22 protein-coding genes are annotated in these 22,040 nt (G+C 61.5%); 10 read left to right on the top strand and 12 right to left on the bottom strand.

Annotation, left to right across the window (positions count from 1 at the left end; genetic code table 11):
• Positions 1–119 precede the first annotated feature (119 nt).
• From MJP36_RS17945 to MJP36_RS17925, 5 genes are all read left to right on the top strand, one after another.
• Positions 120–1,049 (top strand): LysR substrate-binding domain-containing protein, encoded by a 930-nt coding sequence (locus MJP36_RS17945; protein WP_081086943.1) that lies wholly within the window; start codon positions 120–122, stop codon positions 1,047–1,049.
• 115 nt (positions 1,050–1,164) lie between these two features.
• Complete coding sequence (aldA, locus tag MJP36_RS17940; protein ID WP_244385643.1) at positions 1,165–2,589, top strand: aldehyde dehydrogenase; 1,425 nt, start codon at positions 1,165–1,167, stop codon at positions 2,587–2,589.
• A 75-nt stretch (positions 2,590–2,664) separates the two neighbouring features.
• The gene (locus MJP36_RS17935) at positions 2,665–3,975 is read left to right on the top strand and encodes an MFS transporter (protein WP_104993530.1); all 1,311 of its coding nucleotides are present in this window, start codon (positions 2,665–2,667) and stop codon (positions 3,973–3,975) included.
• Position 3,976: 1 nt separating this feature from the next.
• Complete coding sequence (locus MJP36_RS17930; RefSeq protein WP_244383665.1) at positions 3,977–5,194, top strand: mandelate racemase/muconate lactonizing enzyme family protein; 1,218 nt, start codon at positions 3,977–3,979, stop codon at positions 5,192–5,194.
• A gap of 25 nt (positions 5,195–5,219) precedes the next feature.
• Complete coding sequence (locus tag MJP36_RS17925) at positions 5,220–6,830, top strand: GMC family oxidoreductase (protein ID WP_244383664.1); 1,611 nt, start codon at positions 5,220–5,222, stop codon at positions 6,828–6,830.
• Between the two features lie 98 nt (positions 6,831–6,928).
• Here the strand turns inward: MJP36_RS17925 and MJP36_RS17920 are convergent, their stop codons facing one another.
• From MJP36_RS17920 to MJP36_RS17910, 3 genes are read right to left on the bottom strand one after another with little or no spacing between them, the layout of a single operon-like run.
• Positions 6,929–7,621: an ABC transporter ATP-binding protein gene (locus MJP36_RS17920; RefSeq protein ID WP_412046863.1), complete on the bottom strand. Its 693-nt coding sequence runs from the start codon at positions 7,619–7,621 to the stop codon at positions 6,929–6,931.
• A 20-nt stretch (positions 7,622–7,641) separates the two neighbouring features.
• Positions 7,642–8,469, bottom strand: coding sequence for an ABC transporter permease (locus tag MJP36_RS17915; protein ID WP_090371297.1), 828 nt, complete (start codon positions 8,467–8,469; stop codon positions 7,642–7,644).
• A gap of 10 nt (positions 8,470–8,479) precedes the next feature.
• Entirely contained in the window at positions 8,480–9,436 is a 957-nt protein-coding gene (locus MJP36_RS17910) for an aliphatic sulfonate ABC transporter substrate-binding protein (protein WP_244383663.1), read from the bottom strand.
• 315 nt (positions 9,437–9,751) lie between these two features.
• Between MJP36_RS17910 and MJP36_RS17905 the strand changes: the two genes are divergently transcribed.
• A complete protein-coding gene (locus MJP36_RS17905; protein WP_060752785.1) occupies positions 9,752–9,967 on the top strand; it encodes a TOBE domain-containing protein in 216 nt (71 codons plus the stop codon).
• A 50-nt stretch (positions 9,968–10,017) separates the two neighbouring features.
• Here MJP36_RS17905 and MJP36_RS17900 read toward each other — a convergent pair whose 3' ends face one another.
• The 4 genes from MJP36_RS17900 to MJP36_RS17885 are packed head-to-tail and all read right to left on the bottom strand — an operon-like array spanning position 10,018 to position 12,721.
• Positions 10,018–11,163 carry a MalY/PatB family protein gene (locus tag MJP36_RS17900; RefSeq protein WP_244383662.1) on the bottom strand — a complete coding sequence of 382 codons (1,146 nt, stop codon included), beginning with the start codon at positions 11,161–11,163 and terminating at the stop codon, positions 10,018–10,020.
• Between the two features lie 58 nt (positions 11,164–11,221).
• A complete protein-coding gene (locus tag MJP36_RS17895; RefSeq protein WP_244383661.1) occupies positions 11,222–11,815 on the bottom strand; it encodes an FMN-dependent NADH-azoreductase in 594 nt (197 codons plus the stop codon).
• Complete coding sequence (locus MJP36_RS17890) at positions 11,812–12,252, bottom strand: GNAT family N-acetyltransferase (RefSeq protein ID WP_090371290.1); 441 nt, start codon at positions 12,250–12,252, stop codon at positions 11,812–11,814. Before MJP36_RS17890 ends, MJP36_RS17895 begins: the two co-directional genes overlap by 4 nt.
• Positions 12,245–12,721 (bottom strand): carboxymuconolactone decarboxylase family protein, encoded by a 477-nt coding sequence (locus MJP36_RS17885; protein WP_060752789.1) that lies wholly within the window; start codon positions 12,719–12,721, stop codon positions 12,245–12,247. Before MJP36_RS17885 ends, MJP36_RS17890 begins: the two co-directional genes overlap by 8 nt.
• 131 nt (positions 12,722–12,852) lie before the next feature.
• Here MJP36_RS17885 and pdxR point away from each other — a divergent pair, with 131 nt between their 5' ends.
• Together pdxR and ggt are read left to right on the top strand one after the other, a co-directional pair.
• Positions 12,853–14,238, top strand: a complete 1,386-nt coding sequence (gene pdxR, locus MJP36_RS17880; RefSeq protein ID WP_244385642.1) for a MocR-like pyridoxine biosynthesis transcription factor PdxR — start codon at positions 12,853–12,855, stop codon at positions 14,236–14,238.
• Positions 14,239–14,314: 76 nt separating this feature from the next.
• Positions 14,315–16,039 (top strand): gamma-glutamyltransferase, encoded by a 1,725-nt coding sequence (ggt, locus tag MJP36_RS17875; RefSeq protein ID WP_198762963.1) that lies wholly within the window; start codon positions 14,315–14,317, stop codon positions 16,037–16,039.
• Between the two features lie 387 nt (positions 16,040–16,426).
• Here the strand turns inward: ggt and MJP36_RS17870 are convergent, their stop codons facing one another.
• The 3 genes from MJP36_RS17870 to MJP36_RS17860 all read right to left on the bottom strand — a co-directional run bounded on the left by MJP36_RS17870 (position 16,427) and on the right by MJP36_RS17860 (position 19,302).
• Positions 16,427–16,945 carry an AAA family ATPase gene (locus tag MJP36_RS17870; protein WP_244385641.1) on the bottom strand — a complete coding sequence of 173 codons (519 nt, stop codon included), beginning with the start codon at positions 16,943–16,945 and terminating at the stop codon, positions 16,427–16,429.
• Positions 16,942–17,505 (bottom strand): nicotinamide riboside transporter PnuC, encoded by a 564-nt coding sequence (gene pnuC, locus MJP36_RS17865; protein ID WP_060752793.1) that lies wholly within the window; start codon positions 17,503–17,505, stop codon positions 16,942–16,944. Before pnuC ends, MJP36_RS17870 begins: the two co-directional genes overlap by 4 nt.
• 162 nt (positions 17,506–17,667) lie before the next feature.
• Positions 17,668–19,302 carry a methyl-accepting chemotaxis protein gene (locus MJP36_RS17860; protein ID WP_060752794.1) on the bottom strand — a complete coding sequence of 545 codons (1,635 nt, stop codon included), beginning with the start codon at positions 19,300–19,302 and terminating at the stop codon, positions 17,668–17,670.
• 228 nt (positions 19,303–19,530) lie between these two features.
• Between MJP36_RS17860 and MJP36_RS17855 the strand changes: the two genes are divergently transcribed.
• Together MJP36_RS17855 and MJP36_RS17850 are read left to right on the top strand one after the other, a co-directional pair.
• Positions 19,531–20,361 (top strand): undecaprenyl-diphosphate phosphatase, encoded by an 831-nt coding sequence (locus tag MJP36_RS17855; protein WP_244383660.1) that lies wholly within the window; start codon positions 19,531–19,533, stop codon positions 20,359–20,361.
• Complete coding sequence (locus MJP36_RS17850; protein WP_060752796.1) at positions 20,358–20,741, top strand: DUF1294 domain-containing protein; 384 nt, start codon at positions 20,358–20,360, stop codon at positions 20,739–20,741. Before MJP36_RS17855 ends, MJP36_RS17850 begins: the two co-directional genes overlap by 4 nt.
• Here the strand turns inward: MJP36_RS17850 and MJP36_RS17845 are convergent.
• A complete protein-coding gene (locus tag MJP36_RS17845) occupies positions 20,730–21,086 on the bottom strand; it encodes an MmcQ/YjbR family DNA-binding protein (RefSeq protein WP_060752797.1) in 357 nt (118 codons plus the stop codon). The genes MJP36_RS17850 and MJP36_RS17845 overlap by 12 nt on opposite strands.
• A complete protein-coding gene (locus tag MJP36_RS17840; RefSeq protein WP_060752900.1) occupies positions 21,083–21,991 on the bottom strand; it encodes a LysR substrate-binding domain-containing protein in 909 nt (302 codons plus the stop codon). Before MJP36_RS17840 ends, MJP36_RS17845 begins: the two co-directional genes overlap by 4 nt.
• Positions 21,992–22,040 lie beyond the last annotated feature (49 nt).

Genomic DNA, 22,040 nt, shown 5'->3' with positions numbered 1-22,040 from the left:
TGTTTTTCAGCGATGCTGGGTGCTACCGCTGAACTGATACAAAAAGGTATGTTGTGTGAAAATTTTCCTGCGGTGCCGTGGGAATTCGCTTCCTTGTCAGTTGCTGTCGAGTGCCCTCCATGAAACGTAAAATGCCCGGTCTCAATGCCCTCAAAGCCTTCGAAGTCGCCGGCAGCACCGGCAGCTTTACCCGGGCGGCGGAACTGTTGAACGTGACCCAGAGCGCAGTCAGCCGCCAGGTGCGCCAGCTTGAAGAACAATTGGGCGAGAGTCTGCTGGAGCGCCGCCATCATCACCTCGAACTCACCAGCGCCGGGCGCGTGCTGCTGCGCGCGCTGCACCAGTCCTTCGACAAGATCGAGCTGACGGTGCGTAGCATCCAGCAGAAAACCCACTCCAACCGCCTGCACATCAACGCACCGCCGACGTTCACCAGTCGCTGGTTGATGCCGCGCCTGGGGCGCTTGCGTGAGGCGCACCCGGAGTTGGAACTGAGCATTACCACGTGCTTGCAAGACAGCCTGGCGCAGACCAGTACGCTCGATTGCGCGATTCGGTTTGGCAATGGTGAGTGGGACGGGCTGGACAGTTCCTTGTTGATCCAGGAGCGGCATATCGCGGTGTGCGCGCCCTCGCTGTATGCCCGCGAATGCAGCGATGGCGTGGATCTGAATCGCATGACCTTGCTGCATGTGCTGGCCAATGAGGACCAGCGTTACCTGACCTGGAAGCACTGGCTGGATGCGGCGCGGATTCATGGGGTGGATACGCAGGGCGGGTATGAATTCGACCTGCTGGACCTGGCGATCCGGGCGGCGACGGATGGGTTGGGGATTACCATCGCGGATTGGCATATGGTCGCGGCGGAACTGGCCAGTGGGCAGTTGACGCAGGTGTTGAATGTGCATGTGGAGGGGCATCAGTCGTATTGGCTGGTGACCCGACCCGAGCAGACGGATATGCCGCAGTTGCAGGTGTTCGAGCGATGGTTGCAGGAGGAGATCTGGTTGGCGCAGCGGCAGTTGGAGCCGTCTACGGCGGCGGGTTGATTACCCATAACCTGCATTTTTCGCATGTTACCCCACCCAATAAGTCGTTTGCCCGCCCTCCATACAACGACAAAACTGCATGTCACTCGCAAAACAACAACGTTGGGCAAACCACATGCAATTCGAGCGCAATTTCTACAACGGCCAGTTCGTCGAACCGGCCAGCGATGCCCTGATCGCCGTCTACAACCCTGCCGATGAAACCCTCGCCGGTCACGTCAGTGCCGCCAGCGCCGACGAGGCCATCGCTGCCGTCGACGCGGCTGCCGTCGCCCAGAAAACCTGGGGCAAGCTCACCAGCATCGAGCGCGCCGAGCACCTTCGCGCCTTGGCCGATGCCCTGGACAGCCACGCCGTAGCCATCGGCACGGCCCTGGCCAGGGAGTCCGGTAAAAGCGTCAGTGACGCGAGCAACGAAGCACGCTACGCCGCGCAGATCACCCGTTACCATGCCGAATGGGCGCGCCGTATCGAAGGCGAGATCATCCCCAGCGACACGCCGGACGAAAACCTGTTCCTGCAACGCGAACCGATTGGCGTGGTGGCTTGCCTGATTCCGTTCAACTATCCGGTGTATACCTTGCTGCGCAAGATCGCCCCGGCGTTGATCGCCGGTAACACAGTGGTGGTGCGCCCGAGCAACAACACGCCGCTGTCGGCGTTTGAAATCGCCAGAGCGGTGGTCAATGCCGGGATTCCAACCGGTGTGATCAACATCCTGACCATGGACCACGCCACCGCAGCCAACGTCTGCACCCACAAGGCGGTCGGCCTGATTACCCTCACCGGCAGCGTGAATGCCGGGCGTATCGTGCTCGATTACTGCAAGGCCAACATCGCCAAGCCGTCCCTGGAACTGGGCGGCAAGACACCGGCGATCATCGAAGCCGATGCCGACCTGGAAAAGGCCGCCAGCGCCATCGTCGCGTCCAAGACCACGCACTGCGGCCAGCTGTGTACGGCGGTGGAGCGGGTGTATGTGCACGAGGCGGTCCATGACGCGTTCCTCGCACTGCTGAAAACCAAAATCAGCGCAGTGAAATTCGGCGACCGTGCCAACGACGAAAGCCTGATGGGCCCGCTGGCCAACGCCAGTTCCCGCAAGAATATTCACGCCATGGTCGAGCGCGCCGTTGCCGCCGGTGCTGTACTGGAAACAGGCGGCGTGCTGCCCGACGGCCCTGGGTATTTCTATCCGCCGACCTTGCTCAGCCATTGCCGCCAGGACATGGAAATCATCCAGGAAGAAATCTTCGGCCCGGTGCTGCCGGTGCTCAAGTACCGCGACATCGATGAGGCGCTGGCGATGGCCAACGACCACCAGTTCGGTCTGTCGTCGGTGCTTTACACCGAGAACTACCGCACGGCAATGAAGGTGGCGAATGCGATCGAGGCCGGCGAGTTGTATGTCAATCGGACCCCGGCGGACCCCTACCAGGGTTTCCACGCCGGATGGAAACGCTCAGGGCTGGGCGGCGACGACGGCAAGCACGGGATGCTGGAATTCACCCAGACCCGTTTGGTGGTCATGAAGTACTGAGCCACGCACACCGCTGCACCTTTAATAAAAACAATTATCAGGGCACCCGCGCATCGGGCGCCCGAGGTCTACACGATGTCCAAGCCTGCACCTGTTGCCCAGGGTTCCGTTGCCGTGTCCGTGGCAAGCAGCGACAAAGCCAGTCGCTATTTCCAACTGCTATTACTGGTACTGGCGGCGGGGGCGATCTACCCGATCCTCTATCTGCGTCAGGTCTACCAGACCACCATGCTCGATGTGTTCCAGATCAACCACAGCGAGCTGGGTTACCTGTACTCCATGCTCGGCACGGTTTTTTTGCTCAGCTATTTGCCCAGCGGTTGGCTGGCCGACCGTTTGCCGCCGCGCTTTTTGATCTTCTTCTCGCTGGTCGCGACCGGTGCATTGGGCTGGTGGTACGCCAGCGTGCCGTCGATGACCGGCTTGATGATCATCTTCGCTTGCTGGGGGCTGACCACAGGCCTGACCTTTTGGGCCTCGGTGCTCAAGCGCGTGAAGATGATTGCGCACCCCTCTGAGCAGGGCCGTTTCTTCGGCATTCTCGACGGCGGGCGCGGCCTGGTGGAAGCCTTGTTGGCGACCGTGGCCCTGGGTCTGTTTGCCTATGCCACCGAAACGCAAAGCCGGTCGGCGGCTGAAGGTTTCAAGCAGGTGGTGTACCTGTACTCGTTTATCTGCATCGCCATCGGCTGCGGATTGGTGTTGCTCAAAGACCCCAAGTCCCTGGCCGAAACGGCAGCGGTGGAGAAGGGCAAGTTCAACCTGATCACCGACCTGACGACATTGGTGAAGATCCCTGAACTGTGGCTGGTGACCGCCATCGTGTTCTGCGGTTACCACATGTTCTGGGCCACCTACAGTTTTTCCGACTACCTGCAAGGCAGCGGCATGACCGCCGTGATGGCCGGCACCATCACGACCATCAAGCTGTGGATGCGCCCCATCGGCGGCATCGGTGGCGGTTGGCTGGGGGACAAGTTCTCGAACATTTCGGTGCTGATTGTCGCGCTGGTGCTGGTGACCCTGGCCATGCTCGGGCTGATCGTCTTCCCTGCGTTCAACAGCCTGGGGCTGCTGATCGGCACGGTGATCTTTATCGGACTGATGACCTACGCGATTCGCGGCCTGTACTGGGCGATCCTCGACAGCTGCGACATCCCGCTACGCATCACCGGCTTGGCCATCGGCATTGTGTCGGTGGTGGGTTACTTGCCCGACACCTTTATCCCCTTGATCAACGGCTACTTGACCGAGACCTACCCGGGCAAGGCCGGCTACACCCTGTATTTCGGCTACATCGCCTTTATCGGCGTGCTCGGGACCCTGGCGGCCCTGACCTTGCGCGCCCGGATCAACCGTAAAAAATTCAACCGGACAGGTGCCTGAGATGAAAATCGTCGCCCTTGAAACCCATATCGTTGCCGTACCACCGCCGCACATTGGCGGGATGTACTGGCTGTTCGTCAAGCTCAAGACAGACTGTGGCATTGAAGGCGTCGGCGAGATCTACGCCGCCACCTTCGGCCCCAAGGCCATGCTGCCGATCATTGAGGATGTGTTCGAGCGCTACCTGCTCGACCATGACCCGCACCACATCGAGCGGTTTTTCCGTCAGGCCTATTCCAGCGGTTTCACCCAGCGCCCGGACCTGACCATGATGGGCGTGGTCAGCGGCCTGGAAATGGCCTGCTGGGACATCATCGGCAAGGCCGCCAACAAGCCGGTCTACGAGTTGCTCGGCGGCAAGGTCAACGAGCGCTTGCGTTCCTACACCTACCTGTACCCGGTCAACAGCAAGGGCGAGTATGACTATGACGACCCTGACCTGGCGGCCGAATGCGCCATCGAGAACATGAACAAAGGCTTTACCGCGCTGAAGTTCGACCCGGCCGGGCCGTACACCGCTTATTCCGGTCACCAGGTCTCCCTGCAAGTGCTGGAGCGTTGCGAGACTTTCTGCCGCAAGATCCGCGAAGCGGTGGGCGACAAGTGTGACCTGCTGTTCGGCACTCACGGGCAGATGGTGCCGTCGTCGGCTATCCGCCTGGCCAAGCGTCTGGAGAAATACGACCCGCTGTGGTTCGAAGAACCGGTGCCGCCAGGCCAGGAAGACGCGATGGCCCAGGTTGCGGCCAAGACCAGCATCCCCATTGCCACGGGGGAGCGCCTGACCACCAAGTACGAATTTTTCAAGCTGCTGCAAGCGGGCGGCGCTTCGATTCTGCAAATGAACGTGGCGCGCTGTGGCGGGCTGCTGGAAGCCAAGAAGATCGCGAGCATGGCCGAGGCTTATTACGCGCAGATCGCGCCTCACCTTTACAACGGGCCGATTGGCGCGGCGGCGAGTTTCCAACTGGCGACCTGTACGCCGAATTTCCTGATCCAGGAAAGCATCATGACCTGGGGTGGTTTCCACGCCGAGGTGCTGACCAGGCCGCTGCACTGGGAAGACGGCTACATCATCCCGTCCACCGAACCCGGGCTTGGCGTGGAGCTGAATATGGACGTGGTGCGCAAGCACACGCCGTATACCGGCGAACGCCTGCACCTGCAAATGGCGCCAACCCCGGCTGACGTCAAAGACACTTCGCCCGCCAAGGGCTAAAAAACGACTTACGCGGTAACCGTGAATGACATATGACTACATCATCGCCGGTGCTGGCGCCGCAGGCTGCGTCCTGGCCAACCGGCTGTCCGCTTCGGGCAAATACTCGGTGTTGCTGCTCGAAGCCGGCGGCAAGGACAGTTCCTGGTGGTTCAAGATCCCGGTCGGTTTCGCCAAGATGTATTACAACCCGACCTTCAACTGGATGTACTACAGCCAGCCGCAAAAGCAGTTGGCCGATCGGGCTATCTATGCGCCTCGCGGCAAGGTACAGGGTGGCTCGGGCTCGATCAACGCAATGATCTACGTGCGCGGCCAGGCCCATGACTTCAATGAGTGGGCGGCGAACGGCAACGACGGCTGGAGTTTTGCGGACGTGCTGCCGTACTTTCGCAAGCTGGAAAACCACCCCTTGGGTGACACCGAGTATCACGGTGGCAGTGGCCCCATCAGCATCACACCGATGAAGGGCCATACCCACCCGATTTGCGACGTGTTTCTCAAGGGCTGCGAGCAACTCGGTTATGGCTTGAGCGATGACTTCAACGGCCCGAACTTTGAAGGCGCGGGCCTGTATGACGTCAACACGCGCAATGGCGAGCGCTGCTCCAGCAGTTTTGCGCACCTGCATCCGGCACTGGGCCGTACCAATTTGACGGTGGAACTGCACGCATTGGTCGACCGCGTGCTGTTCGACGACCAGCAGCGCGCCACGGGCATCAGCGTGACCCAGCACGGCGTGGCCCGCACCTTTACCGCACGCAAGGAGGTCATCCTGTGTGCCGGTGCGGTGGACACGCCGAAAATCCTGCAATTGTCCGGTGTGGCGGATCAACAACTGCTCGCTGAACACAATATCCCACTGGTCAAGCACCTGCCGGCCGTGGGCGAAAACCTGCAGGATCACCTGTGCGTCAGCTACTACTACAAGGCCAATATCCCGACGCTGAACGACCAACTCAGCTCGCTGTTCGGCCAACTGAAGCTGGGCCTCAAGTACCTGTTCACGCGAAAGGGCGCGCTGGCGATGAGCGTCAACCAGGCCGGCGGGTTCTTCCGTGGAAACGCCGAGCAGGCTGACCCTAACCTGCAGCTGTACTTCAACCCGCTGTCCTACCAGATTCCGAAAAACAACAAGGCCAGCCTCAAGCCCGAGCCGTATTCCGGATTCCTGCTGTGCTTCAATCCATGTCGGCCCACCAGTCGCGGCACCATCCGCATAGCCTCGAAAAACCCGCGTGATGCAGCGCTGATCGACCCCAACTACCTGAGCACCCAGAAGGACATCGACGAGGTGATCCAGGGCAGTCGATTGATGCGCAAGATCATGCAGGCGCCTGCGCTCAAGGGCATCACGGTGGCCGAGGTTCTACCCGGCGCGGCGGTGCAGAGCGATGAGCAGATGCTGCAATACTTTCGCGAAAACAGCGGCTCGATCTACCACCTCTGCGGCTCCTGCGCCATGGGCTCGGACCCGCGTACATCGGTGGTGGACAAGCGCTTGAAGGTGCATGGACTGGACGGATTACGCATTGTCGATGCGTCGATCTTCCCGAATGTGACTTCGGGCAATACCCATGCCGCGGTGTTGATGGTGGCGGAGAAGGGCGCGGATCTGATTTTGCAGGATGCTTGAGGCATTCCCGACACCGATGCACCAGGGGCAATGCCAGCCACAGTGACAGCGTTGCGCCTCGCCTGGCTGGCATTAGGGCCCGACCGCCCACTACTGGATCAGATCACGTGCGCTCGCTGCAATTGCGTCAGGGACAACGCTTTGAGCTGCGCCAGCATTGGGTCACGGCGGTCTCTGGGGTGCGGTAGGTCCACCGCCAATGCCTGGCGAATGCTGCTTGGCCGGTTGCCCATCACCAGCACCCGATCACTCAAGTACAGCGCCTCGTCCACATCGTGGGTGACCAACAGCAGCGCGATGGCATGGTGCTCGGCCAGTTGCAGCAGCAAGTCCTGCAGCTTCATGCGGGTAAACGCATCCACCGCGCTGAACGGCTCATCCAGCAGCAAGACCTGCGGTCGCGAATACAGGCCACGGGCGATGGCCACTCGTTGCGCCATGCCCCCGGACAATGCCTTGGGCAGAGCCTGGGCAAAGCCCTTGAGGCCGACTTCCTCGATCAATTGCGTGACCCAGGCTTTATCGTAGTGGTTATCGTCGCTGAAACCGATGTTCTGCTCCACCGTCAGCCAGGGCATCAGGCGCGGTTCCTGGAACACAAATGCGACTTCTCCATCCGGGCTGCGCAGTTCTCCCTGATAGTCCTTGTCCAGCCCGGCGACGATACGCAACAGCGTACTTTTGCCACAGCCGCTTGGCCCCAGCAGGCTTACGGTTTCGCGAGGTTGCAAGGCCAGACTCACGTCGCTCAACACCACGGTGTCGCTGAAGCTCTTTCGCTCCACGCGCATATCCAATAACGGCGATGCAGTCACTGCTCCGCTCCTTGACCGTTGAAGGTATCGCGCCACGCCAGGCAGCGCTTTTCCAGCGCCGCGAGCAGGCCATCGCTGACCTTCCCCAACAGCGCCAATACGATGATCGCCGCCAGCACGATGTCCGGCCGTGAGGTTTCGCGCCCATCGCTGAGCAGGTAGCCCAAGCCCTTGGTGGCTGCGATCAGTTCAGCCGCCACCAGAAACATCCACGCCAGGCTCAAGCCGCTGCGCAAACCGGTAAACAAGCCGGGCAGGGCGGCGGGCAGGAGGATGCGGCGTACCAATCGGCGTCGACTGAAGCCATACATTTGGCCCACTTCCACCAGCTTGCGATCGATATCGCGAATGGCCGCGACGCCATTGAGGTACACCGGGAAGAACGCGCCAATGGCGATCAGCACAATCTTCGAGGTTTCATCGATACCTAGCCACAACAGCAACAGCGGTACCCAGGCCAAGCTCGGGATCGAACGCAACCCGGCGAACGTCGGCTCCAGGTAAGCTTCGGCCTCACGGCTCAACCCTACCCAGGCGGCAAATACCAGGGCCAGCCCGGCGCCGATGGCAAAGCCCAGCAGCACCCGGCCCAGGCTGGCACTGATGTGCTTCCACAGTGCGCCCTCGGCCAGCTGCGTCAGGGTCACGGCAATTTCGCTGGGCGCCGGCATCTGGTACGACGGCAACCAACCCACCCGGACTACCCCTTCCAGGATCAGCAGGATCAGCACCGGCAACACCAGGCCCTTGAGCCTGCGTGGCCAGGCGCTGCGGTTGATCACCTGCGGTGCCGTCAGCGGCAAAATCTGGGTCTTGCTGGTCATCCCGCGCCCCTTATTGACTGAACGAGGTGTCGATCAACTGGTCGATCACCTGGTCCACGTTCACCCCGCGCCGCACCAGTTCTTCAGACACCAGGATCGGCGCCGCGGCCTTGGATGACACGACATCCTTGCTGCTCAGGAACGGTGTGCTCAAGTCGGTGCGCGACAGTTGCAACTTGGCCACTTCCAACGGCAAGCCCGACTCGTCGGCCAGCAGCTTGGCGAATTCATCCGGGTGCTTCACCGCCCAGTCACGGGCTTTCTCGTAGGCGCCGAGCACTTTGGTGATGGTCTGCGGATGCTCCTTGGCGAACGTCTCGGTAACGCTGACCACGCCATAACTGTTGAAGTCCTTGTTGCGATAGAGCAGGCGCGAACCGGCCTGGATTTCACTGGCGGCCATATGCGGATCGAGACCGGCCCAGGCGTCGACGTCGCCTTTCTCCAGGGCGGTGCGGCCATCCGGATGTTGCAGGTGCACCAATTCCACATCGTCCTTGTTCAGCCCGGCCTTTTGCAGGCTGCGCAAGGTGAACAGGTACGGGTCGGTACCCTTGGTGGCGGCGATTTTCTTGCCCTTGAGGTCGGTGAGACTGTTGAGCGACGAGTCCTTGCGCACCACCAGGGCCGTCCATTCGGCGCGACTGTATACGTACACCGATTTGATCGGGCTGCCATTGGCGCGGCTCAACACCGCAGACAGGCTGGCGGAAGACGCGAAGTCGACGCCGCCGCTGTTGAGGTACTCCAGGGACCGGTTGCTACCCTGGCTCAATACCCAGCCGACCTTGGAGTTCGGCAAGGCCTGCTCCAGCCAGCCGAAATGCTTGAGCACAAGGCTGACGGGCGAATAGTAGGCGTAGTCGAGGTTGACTTGGGCCGGATCTGTCTCGGCGGCAAAGGCCTGTGGTTGCAGGCACAGCGCGAGGGCGAAGACGCCCAATAAGCGTTGGGTAATGGGTTTCATGGAACCGCTCCGAAAGGCATGGGAAGGAGATTTTTCTTATGCTTAGAAAATTAGTCGGCATGTTCCATCATGCTTTTCGGGAATATGCAGTCTCTGTGCCAGCGGGTTCGGCAGCGTATTGGCGGGGGGTGGCGGGATGATTGCTGTGGTGAGAGGGGCAGATTGTTGAATCACTGTTTGCTGGGCAACACCTCTTGATATATCTATAAGGAATAAATAAATAGTTATATATTCCTTTTGTGTTTTTCTCCGCTGCTGCATCTTGAGGGCCTGCGCATTCGTGCGGATTGACCCAACAGCTGAAGGAAAGCCGACATGACCATTAAAGCGATCAACGTGCGCAACCAGTTCAAGGGCGTGATCAAGGAAATACTGCAGGGCGAAGTGGTGTCCGAAATCGACGTGCAGACCGCATCAGGCATCGTCACTTCGGTGATCACCACCCGTTCGGTGCGTGATCTGGAATTGAAGGTGGGCAGTGAGGTCATCGCTTTTGTGAAGTCGACGGAAGTGTCGATCGCCAAGCTCTGACCGCGCGTTCCCACGCCTTGCGTGGGAACACCGCCCAGGCGCTCTGCGTGTCAGCGATGACGCAGGGCGCGCTCCATGCGCTGCACACCTTCTTCCAGCATCGACCGTGGGCAACCGAAGTTAAGGCGCACGAATTGTTGGCTGTCATCGCCGAATTCGATCCCCGCACTCAAGCCGACCTTGGCCTGTTCCAGGAAGAATTGCTGCGGGTCGTCCAGGCCCAGGGCGGTGCAATCCAGCCAGGCCAGGAAGGTGCCTTGCGGAGCATGCATCACCACGCCAGGCAGGCGGGTTTGCACGGCGTCGAGCAGGTAGTCACGGTTGGCTTGCAGGTACTTGACCAAGGCCTCCAGCCATTCTGCGCATTCGCTGTAGGCGGCGCGGGTGGCTTCCAGTCCCAGGGGGCTGACGCTATCGACCATGCCGCAACGCGCGTTGTTGAAGCGTTCGCGGATCTCGGCGTTCTGCACCACGGCAAAACAGGTCTTCAGGCCGGCCACGTTGTAGGCTTTGCTCGCCGACATCAACGTGATGGTGCGCTGGGCAATCTCAGGGCTGAGGCTGGCGGTGGGGATGTGGCGGCGACTGTCGAAGCACAACTCGGCGTGGATTTCATCGCTGATGATCAACGCGCCGTTTTCCAGGCAGGCGTTGGCCACGGCCAGCAGTTCTTCGCGGGGGAAGACTTTGCCGATCGGGTTATGCGGGTTGCTCAACAGCAGCGCGCCGGCACCGTTCAGTGCCTTTTGCAGGGTCGCCAGCGGGGTGAGGTATTCAGCGCCGACCCGTTCAAACGGTACTTCGATGCGTGGCAGGTTCCAGTGGCCGGGTGCCAGGCGAATCGGGCGGTAGTTCGGGGTCTGCAGCACCACCGGCTGGCCCGGTTGCACAAAGGCATGCAGCGCCATATTGAAGCCGGGTTCGACGCCGGGCAGGAACAACAACTCCTCCGGCTGCACCCGCCAGGCGTACTTGGCCCACAGGTCGGCCACGATGGCTTCGCGCACATCCGGGCCGGCCACGCTGTAGCCCAGAACCTGCTGGTCCAGGCGCTGGTGCAAGGCGTGCAGCACGGCCGGTGGTGCGGCGATATCCATGTCGGCGATCCACATCGGCAACACGTCAGGTGGGTAACGGTTCCACTTGGTGCTGCCGGTGCCGAGGCGTGGGTGGATCGTGTCGAAATCAAAGCTCATGGGCGGCTCGTATCAGGAAGGCGGGCAAACAATGGCGCCGATTCTAGCGCCATTAATTTTATAGGCCAGTGCTGATTGCCGCAGACAGTTGTTGGTGGGCCTGTTCCAGGGCGTGATTGACCGCTGCTTCACCGCGCACCATGGCCGGCAGGTAGGCAAAGTCCACCGAGCGAATGCCGATCGTCGCCAGGACGGTGGTCAGGTACGGCGTGAGAAAGTCCGGCTCGTGGCCTTTGCGCGCATTGCCGGAGCTGACCAGCACAAAGGTGCGCCGGTCGTGCAACAGGCCGACCTTTTCAAACTGCGGGTTGACCGTGAAGCTGCGATGGATGCGCACCACATGGTCGATCCAGGCCTTGAGCGCTGCCGGCACGGTGAAGTTGTGTACCGGGGTGCAAAGGATCAGCAGGTCGCAGGCTTCCAGTTCAACAATCAGCTGTTCCGACACTGCCGTCGCGTCGCCATTCAGGCCGCCAGGCGTGGTCAGGGCATCGGCGTATTCGCGGGTCAGCGGCGGCAACGCCTGGCCGCCGTAGTCGCGTTCGGTGACCTCGGCCTGCGGTAGCAGGTCGCGCAGCAGGGCGCGGCCCAGTTTGAAGCCGTGTGCGGCTTTGCCATGGGGGCTGAAGCTGAGTAACAAGGCACGGGTCATGGGTTCAGATCCTGGGAGAAGTGCATGCCAAGCGGTAACAGGCCCTGGCGGAAGTAGAAGCGCTGGGCCAGGGCCATGTGCATGCCGGTGTCCAATACCAGGTAACGATAGCCGCGTGCGCGGGTTTCTTCGCGCACGCGGTCCAGCAACTGTTCGCCGAGGCGACGACGTTGCAAGGCGGCATCGACGACCAGATCGTCGACATAGATGAAGCGGCCATACAAGGTGTTTTCCGTCAGCCGGTAACCGATCAGGCCGATCACCTTACCTTGTTCTCGGGCGGCCAGCAGGTGGTAGCCGTTCTGCTGTTGGCGTTGGACCTGCTCGGCAAAGGTGACGGCATCCTTCAGGTGCGGGCGCAGTTGCTGCATTACCGCAAAGCTTGCGATGCAGTCGGCTTCAGTCTGCATCGGCACAAATTCGACCTGTTCATTCATGATCTTGATTCACCAGATGGGCTTTGACGGCGGCCGGCACCTTGCGAAAGCTGATGGCGACGCGGTTCAAGGCGTTCATCAGGGCGATCGCCAGGGTCAGGTCGGCCACTTCCTTGTCATTGAACAGCGCCGAGACCCTGGTGTAATCGGCGTCCGGCACCTGGGTCTGCGCCACCTGGGTGACCACCTCGGCCCAGGCCAGGGCCGCACATTCACGCGGCGTGAACAGCGGCGAGGCCTCATGCCAGGCGGCGACCAGCATCAGCTTCTCCAGATCGATGCCCTGTTTGAGCAGGTCGCGGGAGTGGGAGTCCAGGCAATAGGCACAGCCGTTGAGTTGGGAAACCCGCAGGTACACCAGGTCAATCAACTCTTTCTCCAGGCCGCAGCCGTGGATGTAGCGGTGCACTGAACCGAGGGCACTGTAGCCCGCAGGAGCGGCTTGGGCGTAATCGAGTCGGTGTTTCATGGGCGATCCTGTGTGGGGTAAGTGATGCGTCATTTTCAGTGGCTGACGGATCGCTCGACAGGGGCATGATTGGACAAGTGGGTTGGGACATGATCAGACTTCGCCGTGTATCCCTGCCGAGCCCGCCCGTGATGTCAGCCTTGCCCAAGTACCAGGAAATCTACCGGCGTTTTCGCTTGGCCATTGACCAGGGCCAGTTCGGCCCCGGTGACCGCGTGCCGTCCGTGCGCAGCTTGGCGCTGGAGCTCAAGGTGGCGCGGGGCACGGTCGAGACGGCCTATCAACTGCTGGTCAGCGAAGGTTTTTTTGAGGCCCGCGGTCAGGCGGGCACGGTGATAGCCGCGTCGCTGCCGACGGTGTCGGTCAAGCCGTTGCCGGTGGTTGAGCCTGTGGTACGCAGCCCCCTGGCCTTGCAGATGGGCCTGCCGGCCCTCGATGCCTTCCCGCGTAAGCTGTGGGCGCGGCTGGTGACCCAACAAGTGCGCCGCACCGATGCCGACAGCCTGGCGATGGGCGACGTGCGCGGCGCCCAGGCGCTGCGTGTGGCCATCGCCAACTACCTGGCGTTGTACCGCGGCGTGCAGTGCGCGCCACAGCAGGTATTTGTCTGCGCCGGTTATGCCGGATGCCTGACGCTGCTGTGCGATGCGCTGCAGATGGCAGGGCAACGCTGCTGGTTCGAAGACCCTGGCTACTTGCATGGGCGCCAACTGTTGACGCATTGCGGCGTGGATTTGGTGCCGGTGCCGGTCGACCGTGATGGCCTGGACGTAGCGCAGGGCATTCGACGCGACATGCAGGCGCGGCTGGCAGTGGTCACCCCGGCGCATCAAAGCCCGTTGGGTGTGGCCTTGAGCCGGGAGCGGCGGCAGGCCTTGCTGGCATGGGCCAGGGAGCAGGGCAGTTGGGTGGTCGAGGATGATTACGACAGTGAATTTCGCTACCGGGGCCAGCCGTTGGCGGCGCTCAAGAGCCAGGATCACGATGACCGGGTCATCCACGCCGGGAGTTTCAGCAAAATGCTGTTTCCCGGGCTGCGCCTCGGCTACCTGGTGGTGCCCACCGCCCTGGTGGCGGCATTTGAGCGCAGTGCCCAGGCGTTGCAGCAGCGCAGCGCGCAGTTATTGCAACTGACCACGGCAGACTTCCTGGAGCAGGGACATTTCACCCGGCATCTGAAGAAGATGCGCCAGTTATATGCGCAGCGGCATGGGTTGCTGGTCAATGCGTTGGCAACGCATTGCGCGGGTCTTTTGCGGGTAGATGAGCAAGCAGGGGGGATTAATCTGCTGGTGCGCCTGGAGGTGGCGGTATCGGACCAGGCCGTGGCTGAGGCGGCGAACGCGGCGGGCCTGGCGGTACAGGCGTTGTCGGTGTGGACCCTGGGGGCACATCGCGAGCAGGGCTTGTTGATGGGGTTCACGAATGTCGCCACGGCGCAACAAGCGTCGGAGCTGGCCTTGTTGCTGCGCGGCGTGATCGAGTCGTCATCGTTCTGTGACCGACAAGTTCTGTAATAAAAACGCCATTGCGCTGGGGATTAAAACCGGGAAGGGCTATTTTGGTGCACCTCAATAACTAGAGTAGCCATGGATGAAATACCAACCCTTCAGCCGCACTTTGATTGCTACTGCACTGGTGTTGACCGTCAGCGGTGTGCAAGCTGCGTCCCAGGCTCCGGTGGCCGGTGAAAATGGCATGGTGGTCACCGCCCAGCATTTGGCCACTCATGTGGGCGTGGATGTGCTCAAGGCCGGCGGCAACGCGGTGGATGCGGCCGTTGCGGTCGGCTATGCGCTGGCGGTGGTGTACCCGGCGGCGGGCAATCTCGGCGGCGGCGGTTTCATGACCGTGCAACTGGCCGACGGGCGCAAGACCTTCCTCGACTTCCGCGAAAAAGCCCCTCTGGCGGCCACCGCCGACATGTACCTGGACAAAGATGGCAAGGTCATCGACGGCCTCAGTGCCAAGGGCCATTTGGCGGTCGGGGTCCCCGGCACCGTGTCCGGCATGGAACTGGCGCTGAGCAAATACGGGACCCTCAAGCGCGCCCAGGTGATTGCCCCGGCGATCAAACTGGCCGAAAACGGCTTTGAGCTGGAACAGGGGGATATCGACCTGCTGCACACGGCCACCGGTGAATTCGAAAAAGACCCTGACCTGCGCGGGATCTTCCTGCACAACGGCCAGCCGATGCAGGTCGGCCAGAAGCTGGTGCAGAAAGACCTGGCCAAGACCCTCAAGGAAATTTCCGCCAAGGGCAGCGACGGTTTCTATAAAGGCTGGGTCGCCAAGGCGCTGGTGGATTCCAGCCAGGCCGGCAAGGGCATCATCACCCAGGCCGACCTGGACAAATACAAGACCCGTGAACTGGCGCCTATCGAGTGCGATTATCGGGGTTACCACGTCGTCTCGGCGCCGCCGCCAAGCTCGGGGGGCGTGGTGATCTGCCAGATCATGAACATTCTCGAAGGCTACCCGATGGCCGACCTCGGCTACCACTCGGCCCAGGGCCTGCACTACCAGATTGAAGCCATGCGCCACGCCTACGTGGACCGTAACAGCTACCTGGGCGACCCGGACTTCGTGAAGAACCCGATCGCCCACCTGCTGGACAAGGACTATGCCGCCAAGCTGCGTGCCGCCATCGACCCGCAGAAAGCCGGCGACTCCCAGGCGATCAAACCGGGCGTATCGCCCCATGAAGGCAACAACACCACGCACTATTCGATTGTCGACAAGTGGGGCAACGCGGTCTCGGTGACCTATACCCTCAACGACTGGTTCGGTGCCGGCGTGATGGCGAGCAAAACCGGGGTGATCCTCAACGATGAAATGGACGACTTCACCGTCAAGGTCGGCGTGCCGAACATGTACGGCCTGGTCCAGGGCGAAGCCAACGCCATCGCGCCGGGCAAGGCGCCGCTGTCGTCGATGAGCCCGACCATCGTGACCAAGGATGGCAAGGCGGTGATGGTGGTGGGCACGCCGGGTGGCAGTCGTATCATCACGGCCACCTTGCTGACCATTCTCAATGTCATCGACTACAAGATGAACATTCAGGAGGCGGTGGATGCGCCACGTTTCCACCAGCAGTGGATGCCGCCAGCCACCAACCTGGAACGGTTTGCCGTAAGCCCCGATACCCAGAAGATCCTGGAAAGCTGGGGCCATCAGTTTGCGGGCCCTCAGGATGCCAACCATTTGGCGGCGATTCTGGTCGGCGCGCCGTCACTGGAGGGTAAGCCGGTGGGTAATAACCGCTTCTATGGGGCGAATGATCCGCGTCGCAATACTGGCCTTTCACTCGGCTACTGATCACGGCGCAACACCTGCCTCTTAGCGGACTGTAGTGAGCGGGCTTGCCCCGCGCCGGGCGGCGCAGCCGCCCCAACAGGGACGCCTCGGTTTTTCAGGAAGACTGCGGTGCCTGGATTGGGGCGGCTGTGCCGCCCAGCGCGGGGCAAGCCCTAATGCCAGTCAGTTAAGGCTTAACGCGGTCATTGTGGGAGGGGGCTTGCTCCCGATAGGCCGCGCAGCGGCCTCTGAAGTGCGCCCAAAAGTTGGACACCCATCCGACCTTTGGGGCGCACTTCACTAAAAAATGGGCCTGCTACGCAGTCCATCGGGAGCAAGCCCCCTCCCACAGGTTATCTATCGTCTGCTCTATCGCTTAACTGACAGGCATTAGGGCAAGCCCGCTCACTACAAGAGCTGTTTGACGGCTTTGAATGCGGCGAGTCGGCGTTCTTGCCAGTTTCCCTGGATGATGACGAAGGGCTGTTGATGCGCTTGCATCCACGCCAGACTGTCCTGGAAAAATGCCCGTCGATCCGCCAGCTCGGGTTGGCAGCGTTGCCCGTCGGCGGTCCATTCCACATGCTCGGGCGAGAGCAGCAGGTGCAAGTCGTAGTGCCGGGCCAGCAGCTCAGTGTCGAGCCATACCGGGTAGTCGCCGAACAGGGTCTGGCTCCACAACCGATTGGTCAGCAAGTGGGTGTCGAGGATCAGCAAGTCGGGCTGTCGGGCGCGGGCGGCGTCTTCCCAGGCCAGTTGGCCGCGGGCAATGGCGGGAATATCGGCCAGGGTCGTGTCGCGCTGGTGATGGTCGATGAAGTCGCGCACATATTCGCCCACCATCAGCCCACCAAAATGGGCTTGCAGCTCGGCGGCCAGCCAGCTTTTGCCACTGGATTCGGGGCCTGCCAATACCACCACCTTCATGCGTGCAACGCCGGGTCGGCGCGCCATTCACGCCAGCCTTGCACGGCGATCACGGTGAACAGCGCATAAAGCGCGGCGGTGAGGTACAGGCCTTTGTAGAGGAACAGGCCGACAAAGATCACGTCCACGGCGATCCACAAGGGCCAGCATTGCACGCGTTTCTGTGCCATCCACATTTGCGCCACCAGGCTGAAGCCGGTGAGGGCCGCGTCGAGCCAGGGTTGGGCGGCGTCGGTCCAGTGGGCCATGGCGGCGCCCAGCAACAGGCTGAACAGCGCACCGACCGCCAGGCTGGTCATGATCGCGGGCCAGCCCAGGCTGGTCACCTGGCGGCCTTGCTTGACCTCGCCGGCGCGCGTCCATTGCCACCAGCCGTAGAGTTGCAGGGCGGCGTAGACCACCTGCAGCAGCATGTCGGAATAGAGCTTCACATCGAAGAATACCCAGGTGTAGAGCAGCACCATCACCAAGCCGATGGGCCAGCACCAGGGGTTTTGCTTGACCGTCAGCCAGACAGCGATCACCCCCAGGGCGGCGGCGAACAATTCAAGCCCGGACATGGCGGTTCCTTGGGAGAGTCGAAGAGGGCGGGGATTGTAACGTCAAAATGAACACCGACCAATGTGGGGGGGGCTTGCTCCCAATAGCGGTTCACCGGTCACTGACTTTTCAGCTGACCCACCGCCATCGGGAGCAAGCCCCCTCCCACAGGTTGAAACGAGCTAGACCTTGAACTGGCGCAGCAGGCCGTCGAGTTGTTCGCTCAAGGCGCGCAAATGTTCGCTGGCCGCGCTGGACTGTTGCGCCGCCAATGCGGTGCTGTGGGACAAGCCGGCCGCCTCGGTGACGTTCTGGTTGATGTCTTCCACGACATGCGCCTGCTGCAGGGTAGCGCTGGCGATTGAAGCGTTCAGCCCGTTGAGGTTGTGCAGCGCCTGGCCGATCGCCGTGAGGCTGGCCCCGGCCTGGCCGGCTTGTTCAATCGTCAGTTGCGAGGCGCTGTGGCTGTCACTGATGACCTTGACCGCCGCTTCCGAATGGCCTTGCAGACGCTCGATCATGACCTGGATTTCAGCAGTGGATTTCTGCGTACGCTGGGCCAGCAGGCGGACTTCATCGGCCACCACCGCAAAGCCTCGGCCTTGCTCGCCGGCACGCGCGGCTTCAATGGCCGCGTTGAGTGCCAACAGGTTGGTCTGGTCGGCGATGGAACGGATCACCTCAAGCACGCTACCTATCTGCGTGCTTTCGCTGGACAGCGTGCGGATCACTTCGACGGCCTGGCCGATGGTGCCGGAGAGTTGGTCGATCTGTTGCAGGCTGCCGTCGATATTCACCTGGCCCTGTTGTGCCTGCGCCTGCGCGTCGCGCATTTCGCTGGCGGCGTGCTCGGCGTTTTTCGCCACATCCTGCACGCCATAGGTGACTTCGTTGATGGCGGTCGCCACCAGTTCCATCTGCTGCGACTGTTGCTGGCTGCGGTCATGGGCCTGGCTGGCATTGGTGCCAAGCTCTATGGACGACTGGCCCAGGGCATTGGCGCACGCTTGCAGCTGGCCGACCACCTGGCTCAGTTTTCGCGTGAAGGCATTGAAGTGCTGGGACAGTTGGGTGACTTCGTCGCGCCCGTGGGTGTCGAGGCTGCGGGTCAGGTCGCTTTCGCCACTGGCGATATTGGCCATGGCGTTCACGGCCTGTTGCAACGGGTTCACGATGCTGCGGGCGATCAGCAGCACCAGCAGCGCCATCACCAGGGCGATCGCCAAGCAGATGAACGAGGCTTTCCACACCTGCACCTTGAATTCGGCCTGGACGTCATCCACGTAGACGCCGGAGCCAATGATCCAGCCCCACGGCTCGAACAGTTGGATATACGAGGTTTTCTCCACCGGGGCTTCGGCGCCGGGCTTCGGCCAGCGATAGCTGACGATACCCGCACCCTTGGCCTTGGCCAGGCTCACGAACTCGTTGAACACCGCAAACCCGTCCGGGTCGCGAATCGCCGACAGGTTCTGGCCATCCAGCTTGGGGTTGGCCGGGTGCATGATCATCACGGGCGTGAGGTCGTTGATCCAGAAATAATCATCGTGGTCATAACGCAACCCGCGCACCGCGCTCAGGGCTTGCTGCTGCGCCGCTTCGCGGGTCAGCACGCCGGTTTTTTCAAGATTCTGGTAATACGCCAATACGCCGCTGGCGGTCTGGACCACATGCTCGGTCTGTTGGCGCTTGGCCTGGTAGAGATCGCCATGGATCTGCTTGAGCATCAGCAGGCCCAAGGTCAGCAGCATCAGCACGGCGACTATCAGGATCAGCCAGAGACGGCGGCTGATCGACATGTTGCGCAAACTGTTCATCGTCCTGTCACTCCATGCTTTTTATAGTTGTAGCGCTGCTTCGCCATTTCCGGCGTGTCTGATAGGCTTTCGGCGCGTAATCGGAAAACCTGAGTACTGCCTGATTTTTCACGCAATTTTTGCAGCCCGGCGTGGATGATCCAACGCCTGGCCGCAAGCTCACTCAACATCATTGAATCACTGGAAAAAACAACGGGGTGTGCCTCGCGCATGACCTTTGGGGGAAATATGGATTTTTGGACCGCCATACAGGCATTGATACTGGGCATGGTGGAGGGGCTGACGGAGTTCCTGCCGATCTCCAGCACCGGTCACCAGATTATCGTAGCCGACCTGATCGGTTTTGGTGGCGAGCGTTTTGAAGCGTTCAACATCATCATTCAGTTGGGCGCGATCCTGGCGGTGGTGTGGGAGTTCCGGCGCAAGATCCTGGACGTGGTGATCGGTTTGCCGACGCAGCGCAATGCCCAGCGCTTTACCGTCAACCTGATGATCGCCGTGCTGCCGGCCGTGGTGTTGGGGGTGATTTTCGCCGACCTGATCAAGCACTACCTGTTCAACCCGATCACCGTGGCCACCGCGCTGGTGATCGGCGGCGTGATCATGTTGTGGGCCGAACGTCGCCAGCATGCCGTGCATGCGCACAGTGTGGATGACATCACCTGGAAGGAAGCGCTCAAGGTGGGCCTGGCCCAATGCCTGGCGATGATCCCGGGCACGTCGCGTTCCGGTGCGACCATCATCGGCGGCCTGTTGTTCGGTTTGTCGCGCAAGACCGCCACCGAGTTCTCGTTCTTCCTGGCCATGCCGACCATGGTCGGTGCGGCGGTGTATTCGGGCTACAAGTACCGTCACCTGTTCCAGCCGGATGACCTGCCGGTATTCGCGATTGGTTTCGTCACCTCGTTCATCTTCGCGATGATCGCGGTCAAGGCGTTGCTCAAGTTCATCGCCAGCCACAGCTATGCGGCTTTTGCCTGGTACCGGATCGCGTTCGGCCTGGTGATCCTGGCGACCTGGCAGTTCGGTTGGATCGACTGGTCCGCGGTCAAGCCATGAGCCTGCAGCACCCACGCTTGAAGGCGGCGATCTTTGCACTGCTGTGCGCCGCGCCGCTGTTGGGAGCGGCGCTGCTGGGGTATCGCGGCGAGACCCTGATCCCGCTGGTCGCCTATGGGGTGGTCAGCGTGGTGGCGTTTTTCCTGTACTGGAGCGACAAGCGCAAGGCGCAAACCGATGCGCGCCGCATCCCGGAAAACATCCTGCACGCTGTCGAGCTGGCAGGCGGTTGGCCGGGCGCGTTGATCGCCCAGCAGGTGTTTCGCCACAAAACCCGCAAAGTGTCCTATCAGGTGCTGTTCTGGGTGATCGTGCTGTTGCACCAGGTGTTCTGGCTGGACCAGCTGTTCCTGGGCGGTACCTTGTTGTCAGTCCTCTAGCCGCAGCCCGACCTGCGTGCGCTTGGGCAGTTTGCTGACCACCAGTTGATGGGAACGCTGCAACAAGCCACGCAGTTCATCAGCGCCCAGCGGGTAGGGCGTATCCATGATGATCCACTGCGCGCGGGCCAGGTACGGCGCCGGGTGGATACCCGGGCGATCGACATGGCCCAGGAACAATTCCTTGTCGACCTTGAAGGCCAGCGACGCACCCCGCAGGTTTTGCACGGCGAACATCTTGTTGCCGGCGATCGAGAACACCCGCACGCCACCCCATTTATAGTCTTCCCGTGCTCCGGGCAGGCCCAGGCAAAACGTCGCGACTTGTTCTTCGTTCATCTTCATAGCAGTCGATCTCCGCAACCTCTGAAGCCTTCTTCGAGGTAATCAATCCAGGCCCGAATGGCCGGCAGTACGCCACGCCGATGCGGGTACACCGCCTGCAACCAACCCCCCGGCAGCGACCACTCGGGCAGCAGTTGCACCAGGCGGCCGCTGGCCAGCTCCTCTTCGCAATACATCATCGGCAGTACGGTAAAACCCAGGCCCATGATGGCACTGGCCTTGCGCACGACGAAGTCGTCGATGCCCAATCGGGCCTCCATCACCAGCTCGTGGGGTTGCCCTTGTGGGTCAAGAATGCGCTGATGCACCATGCGGTCCGCCTCGAGGGCGCCCAGTATCGGCAGTTGCTTGAGGTCTTCAAGGGTGTTGATCTGCCTGCCCTGGATAAACGCCGGGCTGGCCACCAGCACCGTCTGGGCCTGGCGCAGGCGCTTGGTGACCAGCAGCGGGTCTTCATCGCCGTGTTCGCGCACGCGCAGGGCTACGTCGATACCTTCAGCCACCAGGTCGACACGGCGATTGACCAGGGTCATTTCCAGTTGTACCAGTGGGTGGGCGGCGAGAAATCCGGCGACCATGTCCGGCAGCATGTGCTGGGCCATGCCCACCGGGCAACTGACGCGCAGGCGGCCACGGGGTTCGCTGGACATGCTGGCCACGGCCTCATCGGCCATTTCCGCTTCGAGGAGCATGGCCTGGCAATGGCGCAGGTAGCGTTCACCCACGGCAGTGAGGGTCAGTTGCCGGGTGGTGCGCTGCAGCAGGCGCGCGCCCAGGCGTTCTTCCAGCTCGGCGATGCGCCGCGACAGGCGTGATTTGGGAATGCCCAGCACACGGCCTGCCGCCGCGAAACCGCCGGATTCGACGACTTTGGCGAAATAGTAAAGGTCGTTGAGGTCTTGCATGATCAACCTGTTGTCCTGTCAGTGGGGCGAACTATCCGCGTCTGGTGCA

This window comes from Pseudomonas palleroniana, assembly GCF_022836895.1.
In the GTDB taxonomy this organism is placed as follows: domain Bacteria; phylum Pseudomonadota; class Gammaproteobacteria; order Pseudomonadales; family Pseudomonadaceae; genus Aquipseudomonas; species Aquipseudomonas palleroniana.
The sequence above is the reverse complement of the archived record's forward strand: the minus strand, read 5'-3'. Positions and strand labels throughout refer to the sequence as shown.